Origin of the sequence: Sphingomonas radicis (assembly GCF_051400635.1) — a bacterium.
Lineage (GTDB): Bacteria > Pseudomonadota > Alphaproteobacteria > Sphingomonadales > Sphingomonadaceae > Sphingomonas.
This window is the reverse complement of sequence record NZ_JBLFFG010000005.1, coordinates 61,540-73,754: the sequence shown is the minus strand read 5'-3', so window position 1 is coordinate 73,754 and position 12,215 is coordinate 61,540. Positions and strand designations below refer to the sequence as shown.

Annotated in this window: 7 protein-coding genes; 2 read left to right on the top strand and 5 right to left on the bottom strand. The window is 66.0% G+C overall.

Features of this window, described 5'->3' with window-relative positions:
• The 3 genes from ACMGDH_RS16000 to manD form a co-directional block, all read right to left on the bottom strand.
• Complete coding sequence (locus ACMGDH_RS16000) at positions 1–1,008, bottom strand: P-loop nucleotide/nucleoside kinase family protein (protein ID WP_436828975.1); 1,008 nt, start codon at positions 1,006–1,008, stop codon at positions 1–3.
• An 87-nt stretch (positions 1,009–1,095) separates the two neighbouring features.
• Positions 1,096–2,250 carry an endo-1,4-beta-xylanase gene (locus ACMGDH_RS15995; RefSeq protein WP_436828974.1) on the bottom strand — a complete coding sequence of 385 codons (1,155 nt, stop codon included), beginning with the start codon at positions 2,248–2,250 and terminating at the stop codon, positions 1,096–1,098.
• Positions 2,251–2,261: 11 nt separating this feature from the next.
• Entirely contained in the window at positions 2,262–3,473 is a 1,212-nt protein-coding gene (gene manD, locus ACMGDH_RS15990; RefSeq protein ID WP_436828973.1) for a D-mannonate dehydratase ManD, read from the bottom strand.
• 157 nt (positions 3,474–3,630) lie between these two features.
• Here manD and ACMGDH_RS15985 point away from each other — a divergent pair, with 157 nt between their 5' ends.
• Positions 3,631–5,787 carry an alpha-glucuronidase family glycosyl hydrolase gene (locus ACMGDH_RS15985; protein WP_436828972.1) on the top strand — a complete coding sequence of 719 codons (2,157 nt, stop codon included), beginning with the start codon at positions 3,631–3,633 and terminating at the stop codon, positions 5,785–5,787.
• 10 nt (positions 5,788–5,797) lie between these two features.
• Here ACMGDH_RS15985 and ACMGDH_RS15980 read toward each other — a convergent pair whose 3' ends face one another.
• Positions 5,798–6,805, bottom strand: coding sequence for a cupin-like domain-containing protein (locus ACMGDH_RS15980; RefSeq protein ID WP_436828971.1), 1,008 nt, complete (start codon positions 6,803–6,805; stop codon positions 5,798–5,800).
• Positions 6,806–6,896: 91 nt separating this feature from the next.
• A complete protein-coding gene (locus ACMGDH_RS15975) occupies positions 6,897–10,277 on the bottom strand; it encodes a TonB-dependent receptor (protein WP_436828970.1) in 3,381 nt (1,126 codons plus the stop codon).
• A 397-nt stretch (positions 10,278–10,674) separates the two neighbouring features.
• Between ACMGDH_RS15975 and ACMGDH_RS15970 the strand changes: the two genes are divergently transcribed.
• Complete coding sequence (locus tag ACMGDH_RS15970; protein ID WP_436828969.1) at positions 10,675–12,210, top strand: tryptophan halogenase family protein; 1,536 nt, start codon at positions 10,675–10,677, stop codon at positions 12,208–12,210.
• Positions 12,211–12,215: the final 5 nt, after the last annotated feature.

Sequence of the window (12,215 nt, the reverse complement as noted above, 5' to 3'; positions counted from 1 at the left end):
TCAGCGCCGCTCGAGCACGCCGCGCGCAGCGACGACGATGGTGTCGAGCGGGCGGTTGACGCGCATCCGGTGCCAGCCGAACAGGTCGCCCACCGATCGCTTCGATTGCTCGCGAACAACGGCTTCGGTCGCGTCGGAGGCGTCGCCCAAGCGCGCCTGCACGCGCGCGACTCGGTCGCGTTCCGGCGCTTCGAGCCAGATGCCGGTGAAGGGCACGCGCTGACGGATCGCCAGTGCCTGCGCCACTTCGCGCTCGCTGCGGCTCATGAACACCGCGTCGAGTATCACCGCGCTGCCGCACTCCAGATGGTCCTGCGCCGATTCGAACATCGCCTCATAGGTCTCCATGTCGGTCTGACGGGTATAATGCCTGGGCGGCAGCCGGCTTTCCGGCGGCAGCCCCATGAGGCGCTTGCAGAACACGTCCCACCGCAGCACGCGCGCGCCGGGCATGCGCCCGATCCGGCAGCCGATCAGCCGCGCCAGCGTCGACTTGCCCGTGCCCGAAAGCCCGCCCACTGCCACCACTCGGGGAGAGGAGGGCTGAAGGATCGCCTCGGCGAGCGCAGTCTCGCCTGCAGCACCTGCCCGAAGCGACAGGAACAGCGGCAGCAGCGCCCAGCCGGTCGCGCCCTGCGGCGTCACGTCGAGGTAGCGGTTGGCCAGGATATTGGCCTCCGCCAGCGCGTTCCGGCGGATCAGCTCGAGCAGCGGCGCCGCGAGATCGAACAGCAGATCGGCGGGATCACCTGAGCCGATGGCGCGCACCCGGCCGAGTTGTGCGCGGCGTGCGATCGTTTCACCGCGCCGCTCGAGTTCCACGCGCTGGGTTTCGGTTAGGGCCAGCCCGGCAAGCCGCGCGCGAAAGGCGGCGCCGTCGCCGGGCGCAGCCATGCCATGCTGCACGCCGATCCGGTCGGCCAGATCGTGCACCGCCGTTACGTCGAGCCCGCCCGCGTCGAGCCTGGTCTCCATTGCCGCCATTTCGGTCGCGGCATCCGCCGCCATCTTCGTTCCCCTTGCCTCCACCCAAAGGTGGCTAGCACCGCTTTTCTGAACGGCAGCTATAGCGCGCGGATCGGCCGCGAAGCCAACCTAGTTTGTACGCGCTGGTGCCGCGGCGAACTGCTTGCCGATCGCCGCGTACAGCGGCTTGGGCCGGAACTGCGCGTCATAGGGAGCGGGGCGGAGCGGCGCGCCGTCGGCGCGGGGGGTGAAGCTCTGGAGCCAGCTATATTTGTCGCACATGCCCCACGCGAGCACGTCGCGAAGCTGGGGGTAGGCGAACATGATCTCGAGATAGGCGGCGGCATAATCGGCTACGGCCTGGTCGCGCGTCGCAATGTCGCGCGGGAGCCCCTTGTCGTTGACGTCGAACTCGGTGATCGCGAGTCGGTAGCCCATCGCGACGACTTCATCCAGAAACCCGCGCCACGGCTTCTCCTGCTTCGCGACCAGCTCCGCGACGCTGTCCTCGCCGTGGATGCCGATGTGCGACTGCACTCCAAGGGCATCCACAGGTACGCCGCGCTTGCGGAAGCCTTCGAGCAGCTTGAGCACGCCCCGGCGGTGCGCCTCGTTTCCCGGCTCCCAGCTCATATAGTCGTTGTAGACCAGCTCGACTCCCGGCGCCGCCGCGCGCGCGGTGTGGAAGGCGAGGTCGACCATCGCATCGGCATCGCCGAACGCGTTCGAAAGCGATGTCGTCCGCTGGTCCCCCGTCTCTTCGTCGATCGTCTCGTTGACCACGTCATAACTGGCGATCCTGCCCGAATAGCGCCGGCAGACCGCGGTAATGTGCTCGTTCAGCAGCCGCTCGGCCTCGCGACGGGGCTGGGAACCGAAGTCGTGCTCGTTGAGCCATTTCGGAAAGAAGCGCGTCTTGTGCCACAGCAAGGTGTGGCCGCGCATCGGCAGCCCATGGGTCTCGGCAAAGGCGAGCATCGCATCGAACTGGCTGAAGTCGAAGCGCTGGGCATCCGGGCGCAGTCGCTGCCATTTGAACTCGTTCTCTGGCACCAATATGCCGCAATCCCGGGTCAGAAGCGCGGCATAGGCAGGATTTGCGAAGGAGCCTGCGTCGGCGCCGACAGGACTCCAGGCCACGCACGATCCGAAGCGCATGCCCCGAGTCTTCGCGATGGCATTGATCCCGTCGGTCGTCCCTTGCGCAAGGGCAGGGCGGGCGAGGCCGGCGACGGCGATCTCCGCGCTCCCGGCCAGCATGTCGCGGCGTGTCAGTCCCGTCATCGCCCGTCTCCTCACCAGTTGAAGATCGTCCCGTCTTCGAGCCGCGCGACCGGCAGATAGGCGCGCTTGTATTCGTATCTGGCCGCCAGTTCCTCGTCGATTTCCACGCCCAGGCCAGGCTTCTCGCCGGGGTGCATCAGCCCCTGGTCGAAGCTGTAGGCGTGCGGGAAGACGGCGTCGGTCTCGGCGGTGTGCGGCATCAGCTCCTGGATGCCGAAGTTGGGCACCGACAGGCCGAAGTGGAGTGCGGCGGCCATGCAGACCGGCGACAGGTCGGTGGCGCCGTGGCAGCCGGTGCGCACCTGATAGAGATCGGCGAGCGCCGCGATCCGGCGCAGATGGGTGATCCCGCCGGCGTGGACCACGGTCGCACGGATATAGTCGATCAGCTGCTCCTCGATCAGCTGCTTGGCGTCCCAGATGCTGTTGAAGATCTCGCCGACTGCCAGCGGCGTGGTGGTGTGCTGGCGGATCAGGCGGAAAGCCGCCTGGTTCTCGGCCGGCGTCGCATCCTCGAGCCAGAACAGGCGGTAAGGCTCCAGGTCCTTGCCGAGCCGCCCGGCCTCGATCGGGGTGAGGCGGTGGTGCACGTCGTGGAGCAGGTGCACATCCCAGCCCAGCACCTCGCGCGCCTTCTCGAACAGCGGCACGACCGAGCGCATATATTTTTCGGTCGACCAGAGGCTCTCGGTCGGGAGCGTGCCATCGGCGGGTTCATAGCGCTGGCCCGCCTTTGCGACGCCATAGGTGGCGGGAAGCCCCGGCACGCCCGACTGGAGCCGGATCGCCTTGTAGCCCTGCTCGCGGTGCGCCAGCGCGCTTTCGATCGTTTCCTCGATCGTCGAGCCATTGGCATGGCCATAGACCATGCAGCCTTCGCGGCTCGCGCCGCCGAGCAGCTGATAGACCGGCAGCCCCGCGATCTTGCCCTTGATGTCCCACAAGGCCATGTCGACCGCCGCAATGGCGCTCATCGTCACCGGCCCCCGGCGCCAGTACGCGCCCTTGTAGAGATACTGCCAGATGTCCTCGATCCGGTGCGCGTCGCGCCCGATCAGGCACGGGATCACATGATCGGCGAGATAGCTCGCCACCGCCAGCTCGCGGCCGTTGAGCGTCGCGTCGCCCACACCATAGACCCCCGCATCCGTCTCGATCTTGAGCGTCACGAAATTGCGCCCAGGGCACGTCACGATCACACGTGCGGATTTGATCTCAGCCATCGGCGCGCATTCCGCCACGGCAATCTTCGGCGCCGGTTGCGCGCATTGCTTCCCCTCCCGTTGCGCGCACGGTTCTGTACGCAGTTGGTAGCGCTACCATGACGAAGCTGCTATCCGCTTGTCAACGGCGGACGATGATCGCCATGGTGAGAGGGTGATGATGCGGCAAATCTTTCTTCTGCTGGCCTTTTTGCTCGTTGGGCTCGCGCCCCCCCAGGCACGCGCCGAAACCGGCTATGATCTCTGGTTGCGCTACCGTGCAGTCGAGCCTCAATGGCAGCAGCGCTATGCCGGCTTCGCCACGCATTACACGGCCGACAGCCAGAGCCCGACGATGCAGGTTGCGATCAAGGAGCTCGAGCAGGGGCTTGCCGGCATGCTAGGCCAGGCGCCGGAGCGGCGCGAGACGGTAACCGCCGACGGCGCGATCGTGCTCGGCACCGCCAGCTCGCCCAACATCGCATCGCTGGGCCTCCCGCTCGCGAAGCTCGGCACTGAGGGCTATCTGATCCGCACCGCCATAATCGACGGCAAGCGCGTCACCATAATCGCCGGCAACACGGACGTCGGCGTGCTCTACGGCGTGTTCCGCTTCCTCAAGCTGATCCAGACGCGCCAGCCGCTCGACGCGCTCGACCTCGCCGACGCGCCCAAGCTGAAGCTGCGCGTGCTCAACCATTGGGACAATCTCGATCGCCACGTCGAGCGCGGCTATGCGGGCCAGTCGATCTGGGACTGGCAGAAACTCCCGCGCTACAAGGACCCGCGCTACACCGATTATGCGCGCGCCAATGCCTCGATCGGCATCAACGGCACCGTGCTCACCAACGTCAATGCCAACGCCGATGTGCTCAAGCCCGAGTGGCTGGAGAAGGTGAAGGCGCTGGCCGAGGTGTTCCGCCCCTATGGCATCAAGGTCTATCTGACCGCGCGCTTCTCCGCCCCGATCGAGATCGGCGGCCTCAAGACCGCCGATCCGCTCGACCCACAGGTCGCCGCCTGGTGGAAAGCCAAGGTCGACGAGATCTACCGCGTCATTCCCGATTTCGGCGGCTTTCTCGTCAAGGCCAATTCGGAAGGCCAGCCCGGCCCCAACGACTACAAGCGCACCCATGCTGACGGCGCCAACATGTTTGCCGACGCGCTTGCCCCCCACGGCGGTGTCGTCATCTGGCGCGCCTTCGTCTATGCCGCCGAGAACCCGGACGACCGCCACAAACAGGCTTATACCGAGTTCAAGCCCCTCGACGGCAAGTTCCGCGACAACGTCCTGGTCCAGGTCAAGAACGGCGCGATCGACTTCCAGCCGCGCGAGCCCTTCCATCCGCTGTTCGGCACGATGCCGAAGACGCCGCTGATGATGGAGTTCCAGATCACCAAGGAGTATCTCGGCTTCGCGACGCACCTCGCCTATCTCGGTACGATGTGGGAGGAGGTGCTTCAGGCCGACACCTTCCGCCTGCGCAAGGGCAGCACCGTCGCCAAGGTGCTCGAGACTCCGATCGACGCCGGCGCCGCCACCGGCATGGCCGGGGTCGCCAACATCGGCAGCGACATCAACTGGTCGGGATCGCAGTTCGATCAGGCGAACTGGTACGCCTACGGCCGCTTCGCCTGGGACCCGGATGCCAAGGCCGAGCCGGTCGCGCGCGAATGGGCGGCGATGACCTGGGGCAATGATTCTGCGCTGGTCGATCCGATCGTCGGCATGATGATGCGCTCGCGCGAGGCGGTGGTCGATTATATGACGCCGCTGGGCCTCACCCACCTGATGGCCACCGGCCACCATTATGGCCCAGGCCCCTGGGTCTCCGATCTTGCGCGTCCGGAGTGGAACCCGGTCTATTACCACAAGGCCGACGCGAATGGCATCGGCTTCGACCGCACGAAGACGGGGAGCGATGCGGTGTCACAATATGCACCCGAAGTCGCACGCCAGTTCGCGGACCTGAAGCGCGTGCCCGACGAATATCTGCTCTGGTTCCACCATGTGCCCTGGGAGCACCGCGCGCGCTCGGGCCGCAGCGTGTGGGACGAGCTGATCACGCGCTACGACCGCGGAGTCGACAGCGTCCGCCAGATGCAGGCGCAATGGGACGCGCTGAAGGGGAAGGTGGACCAGCGCCGCTGGGAGGAAGTCCGCGACTTCCTCGCGATCCAGCACGACGAGGCTAAATGGTGGCGCGACGCTTCGATCGCCTATTTCCAGTCGGTCTCGAAACGCCCGCTGCCCGCGGGCCACGCCGCCCCGGCGCATGACCTCGACTGGTACAAGGCGATTCGGACACCATACGCGCCGGGGCAGGGCGAGTGATCGCCCGGCTTCAGGGCCGCTGGAGTCCGCGCGCGAGATAGGCGCGGATATAGTTGCGCAGCTGGGGCGTGGGCGGCCCCAGCACGCTGCGGTGCTCGGCTGCGAGATGTCCGGCGGACTCGCCATGCTCCTTGAACACGAAGGTGTCGTACATCGCCGCCCACGCCTCGCGGCGCTCGGGCGGCAGATGGCTGATCGTCAGCACCGCGTGCACCATCGCGTCGAAGCGCGCGGCGGCGTCGGGCGAATCCTCCCACCAGTAATTGATCAGCACGTTGAGCGGCCCGAAGGCATCGACCTGGTGCCACCAGAGCGCAGGGATGAAGATCGCGTCGCCGGGCTCCAGCTCGGCCTGCTGCGCCGCGGCCAGCGCTTCGCGGAAGCGTGGATAGCGCTCGAAGTCGGGATCGTTGAGCTCGACCATGCTGGTCGGCTGGCCCGCCACCGTCTTGTCCAGCGGGCCGACGTACAGATTGTGCACCTGGTCGGGCGGGAAGAGCGTGAAGCGTCGCCGTCCCGCTGCAACGCACGCGACATTGTCCGAAGCATCGAAATGCGTGCTGATCGTCGATGCGTTGCCGATCCAGATGCGCGGCGTCGCATGGAGACCCTCGACGAGCGGCAGCGGATTGGCCTCGGCGAAACCGGGCAGGGCTAGGCTCGTCTCCAGCGCGCCGGCATAGACCGCGGGCGCGTCGTCGCGGTCGGCCAGCGAGCGCAGATAGCGCAGCAGATCGCCGAAGCCGCCGCGGCAGCGCTCGAAATTGAACCCGGAGAGGTCGTCCGAATAGAAGAAGCGGCCGCGGATTTCGGGCGATCCCACGAAAGCCTCTGCGGCCGCGCCCTGATCGAAGCCCGCAAGGTGGCCGCACAGCGCATCGATCGATTCCCGCCCGGCAGCTACCGCGGGCCAGTCCCTCGCCAGCCCGCGCAGCACCACGGGGGCATAGCCGGCGACGATCTCCGTGCGGAGCCGTTCGGGGGTAATGTTCTCGACTTCGCGGATCGGCTGCAACACGCGCATCGCCTGATTATGGGCCGCGCCGGCGGCGCCGCAAACAAAAACGCCGCCGGTCGGGGACCGGCGGCGCAGTGCAGGGTTGGGATGATCAGAAGCTGAAGCGCATGATGCCCGCGATACGGCGATCGTTCATGTACCAGCCGCGCGGCACTTCGGTGTTCTCGCCGTCGAGGCCGGTCACCACCGCCTTGGTCTTCACCACTTCGTTGAGCAGATTCGATCCCTGCAGACCGATCTTCACGTTCGGCGAGAGCGCGTAGAAGATCGATGCGTCGAGCTGGCCCGTCGCCTTGTTGATGATCGGATCGTTCGGCACGATCACGTCGCGAATGGTCAGCAGGAAGTCCGATCGCCACGAATAGGTCGCGCGCAGCGAGAGCGGACCATAATCATAGAAGGGCGTGATGTTGAAGTTGTGTTTCGACAGGCCCTGCAGCGGCAGGCTGGCGAGGTCCACGGTGGTCACCCGGCCGGCGCCTACGTCCGGATCGGTTTCGGAAAGCGTACTCTGCGGCACGCCCGACGAGTCGATGAACGTATAGTTGGCCTGCAGGCCGAAGCCCCTGAGCGCGCCGGGCAGAAAATCGAAGGTTTGCTGGTAGGCGACTTCGACCCCCTTGATCGTCCCCGTATCCGTCGCGTTGCCCGGATTGGTGATCACCGCATCGAAGGTTTCGCCATTGTTGGTGTAGGTCGAGCGGTAGGTCTCGTTGGTCACCACGTTCTTCAGGCGCTTGTAGAAACCCGAGACCGTCAGCTGGCCCACGTTGGAGAAATACCATTCGGCCGTAAGATCGAAGTTATCTGCCTCGACCGGCTTGAGGAACGGATTGCCGCGGTTGACCGTCGCCTGGAGGCGGAAGCTGCCCGGGATGAGCGTGCCGTCGGGATTGGTGTTCTGCACCGCATTGACGCGCACGTCGCCATAGTTGCGGATCAGGCCGGTTGCAGGCGGCGCGACGCCCTTGAAATAGGCGGCGCGGAACTGGAGTCCGTCGCCTACCTCCAGCTTCACGTTAACGCTCGGCAGCCAATAGTCGTAGGTGCTTTCGCCCGGCGACTCGACAAGCGCGCCGTTCTGGAAGTCGCGCACCGACTGGCGCACATCGCCCGGCATCGCGCAGAAGCCCTGGACTACCGCATTGTCAGCGGGGGGCGCTAGACAGGTCGCCTCGGTCGGCAAGTAGACGCTGCCGTAGGTGTATTGCTGCACGCCCTGCGAGTTGCGCTTGGTGGAGGTGAAGCGAACGCCCGCGTTGCCGGTCAGCCGCATGCCGTTGCCGAACTCGCTGTCGAAGCGCGCCATGACATAGGCGGCCTTGTTCGTCTCGCTGATCGGATTGATCTCGCCCGGCAGGAACGTAGTGCCGGGCACAAGGCCGCAACGCGCATTGAGCGGGTTCCAGCCGCCGTTGCGGACGACGCTGTCTTCGGGGCAATTGGCGACGCGCGGTTCCCATTCCTGATTCACGAGCGATGCGTAGGCCGCATAGGCGTCGTAATTGTCGACGGTGTTCAGCGAATAATAGAGACGGCCTTGGTCGGCGAGCGGGTTAGAGGCCTTTCCGCGGAAGAAGTTATTGAAATAATAGGCGTTGTTGGAGTTCATCAGCACCGGCGAGCCGCCGTTGCCGCCGGTCACGCCATCCACGTTGTCGTCGAGCCACACCGGACCGTTGTTGCCCCACTGCTCCGACAGACGACCCCAGTTATAGGTCGAGAAGCGCGCCGTCTGGTCGCGGTCGGCATAGCGCACGCCCGCCCGGATCGACTTCAGGAAGCCGCTGTCCGGGAACGAATATTCCAGGTCGATCCGTGCCGCGTCCGAATTGCCGTCGCTGTCCTCGATGTGATCCATCGCGGCGCGAGGGAAGCTGTTGAACGGATCGCTGAAGCTGGTGTGCCCAGCCCCGTAATAGTTCGGCGAATATTGTGAGCCGGGCGCGCCGGCGGGGCGGGTGCCGAAACCGGCGCAATCATTGTCGCCGCCCGGCGGGTCTTGAGAGTTGGCAGCAGGACCGGAACACACTTGCGGCGGCAGGAACGCAACGACCGGATAATCGTCGCCCCGCAACTCGATCGACGCATTCTGGTACGTCGAGTTCCACAATGCGTTGTCGATCAGATAGGTGCTCGAATCGACGTGCTGATAGTCGAACGTGACGCCCAGCCGCTCGCTGACATCCCATTTGAAATTGAAGCTGTAGTCGTCGGTCAGGAGCCGCTCGTCATGGTCGCGGCGCTGGTTGTTCGACTGGAGGCCCAGCATCGGTACGCGAGCAAGAATGCCCGCCGCGGACTGGTTCTGATCGGCGCGCCAGCCGGTCGGGCCGGTGATCATGCCGCTCACGAACATGCCGTCTTCGTCGAACTCGAGCGTCGTGCCCGGCACGCGGCGCGAGTCACCGTTGTTCGAAACGTTATCCGTTGCGATCTCGACAGTCCGTTCGGTCCAGGCCTGGCGTGCGTCGGAGCGCAGGAACTGGAACAGCGCTTCCATCGAGCCATCGTTGCTGCGCCACTGCGCCGCCGCCGAATAGCCGTAGCGGGTGCGGTCGAATTCCTGGCTGCCGATCACGGCGCCGCGGGGGAAAAGCACGCGGCCGGCCAGCGTCGCTCCCGGGTTCTGGACGACATCTCCGTCCGAATAGAGATTGCGGGCGCGGAAGCTCGACACCTGGAGACGGTCCGCGCGGCTCTTGAGGTTGGAATAGGAGGCGCTGGCAAGCAGACCGATCTCGCCGATGCCCGTCTCCCAGCGATCGCTGATCACGCCCGAGAAATTCGCGCCCGGTTCTTGCAGGAAATCGCCGTAGTTCATCTCGGCCGAGCCGGCGAAGACGAAGCCCTTGGCATCGAACGGCGTGCGCGTGCGCAGATTCACCACGCCCGCGATGCCGCCCTCGATGCGGTCGGCCGAAGGCGATTTGAACACGTCGACGCCGCCCATCAGTTCGGAAGGGACGTCCTGGAAGCTCAGCGCGCGGCCGTTGTTGGCGCTGAACGCCTCGCGGCCATTGAACTCCGAGCGGACATAGGTGAGGCCGCGCACGACCACGCCCGAGCCCTCGACCGAGAAGTGATCGGGATCGACGCCCGCCGCGAAGCGGTTGATCGCCACGCCCGGGATGCGCTGGAGCGTCTCGGTCACCGAACGATCGGGAAGCGCGCCGATATCCTCTGCGGTCACCGAATCCACGATCACGTCGGAGTTGCGCTTGATCTCCTGCGCGCTCCGCAGTGACTGGCGATAACCCTGGATGACGACCTCGTCCTCGGCCGGCTGGGTCGCCGCCTCGTCGGTCGTCTGCGCCCCCGGCGGAGTCACCTGCGTCGGCGAAGCTTCGGTCTGTGCCCAGGCCGGCGTCGCCCCCATGCAGAGCGCCGCAGCCGATACGCTGGCGCACAGCAGGCTGCCGTGGAGCTTACCTCCCCGATCGCGGATATGATTCTTCGATTGCTTGCGCATCAAGCTGCCTCCCCCTTGTTAGCGCTACCATTTATAGGCGCGTTTTATTTGCACCGAAGGTAAGTTGAGATCGGCGCAAAGATCAAGCCTTTGCTGTAACGCGTCTGACATGATCTGCATTTGTTGTTAATTTGCAACGCTTTCGCTGCGCTGCACAAATTATTCCGCGGCGCAGAACGCCGGCATCCACTCCCGCCATACGGTTGACCCTCGGGAGCCGTGAGCGCTAACATCCTGGTGGGAGAGGGGGAAACCCGATGCAGAAAGATCGCAGCCGCACGCGCGGCTGGCGCTATTCGCTTGGGATCGGCCGGGCTAGGTTGCGCACAACGCGGCGGCGTCGCGGCGCTGCGCCCGCCGCCCGGGCGATTGCCGGATGGGCGGAGACGGGGAGGCGATGAGCGCGCACGAGCCCATATGCAGCATCGTGATCGTCGGCGGCGGCACCGCCGGCTGGATGGCGGCGGGTGCGCTCGCCCGGCTGGTCGCGGCCGGCGTCTCGGTGACCCTGGTCGAATCCGACGCGATCGGGATCGTCGGAGTGGGCGAGGCGACGATCCCGCCGATCCGCACCTTCAATGCGATGCTCGGCATCGACGAGAATGATTTTCTGGCCAAAACCCAGGGCTCGATGAAGCTCGGGATCGAGTTCGTCGATTGGTTGAAGCCCGGCCACCGCTACATGCACCCCTTCGGGGAGTTCGGCTTCGATATCGAGGGCGTCAAGTTCCACCAGATCTGGCACAAGCTCCACGCGCTCGAGCTGGCGGGCGCGCTCGAGGAATACAGCCTCTGCGCCACCGCCGCGCAGCGCAACCGCTATGCCGCGCCGGTCGGCGATCCGGGGTCGCCGCTCGCCAGCATCGTCCAGGCCTATCATTTCGACGCTTCGCTCTATGCAGCCTATCTGCGCGACTATGCCGAGCGCCGCGGCGTGGTGCGTCGCGAGGGGCGCATCACCCAGGTCGCGCTGCGCGGCACCGATGGCTTCATCGAAGCGGTGACGCTCGAAAGCGGGGAGCGGATCGAAGGCGAGCTGTTCATCGATTGCTCGGGCTTCCGCGGGCTGCTGATCGAGGAAGCGCTCCACACCGGCTATGAGGATTGGACGCACTGGCTGCCGTGCGACCGCGCAGTCGCGGTGCCTTCCGCCAACACGGGCGAGCTCACACCATACACCCGCGCCACGGCGCGCGAAGCGGGATGGCAGTGGCGCATCCCGCTGCAGCACCGCACCGGCAACGGCTATGTCTATTCGAGCGCGCATATCTCGGACGACGAAGCCGCCGCCACGCTGCTCGCCAATCTCGAAGGTCCCGCGCTCGCCGAACCGCGGCAGCTGCGCTTCACCACCGGCCGCCGCAAGCTCGCCTGGAACCGCAACTGCGTGGCGCTCGGCCTCTCCTCGGGATTCCTCGAACCGCTCGAATCGACGAGCATCCACCTGATCCAGGCCGGCATCTCGCGCCTGCTCGCGCTGCTGCCCGATCGCAGCTGGGGCGCCGCCGAGCGCGATACCTATAACGAGCTCACGCGGCTGCAATATGAGCAGGTCCGCGACTTCGTGATCCTCCACTACAAGGCGAACGAACGCCCCGGCGAGCTGTGGCGCCACCTCCGCGAGATGGACGTGCCCGAGAGCCTCACCCGCCGTATCGAGCTGTTCCGCAACCGCGGTCGCATCTTCCGCCGCGATGACGAGTTGTTCGCCGAGACGAGTTGGGTGGCGGTGCTGCGCGGGCAGGGGATCACGCCGCAGGGCTGGGACCCGCTGGTCGAGGCAATAGACGTCAACCAGCTCCGCCCGATGGCCGAGCGCATCCGCTCCATCTTCGCTCGCGCTGCCGACGCGATGCCGCGCCACGCCGATTATCTCGCCCGCCATTGCCCCGCCGCACCTGTCGCGCCGCGGGCCGCGGCGGCTGCCCGTTGAGGACT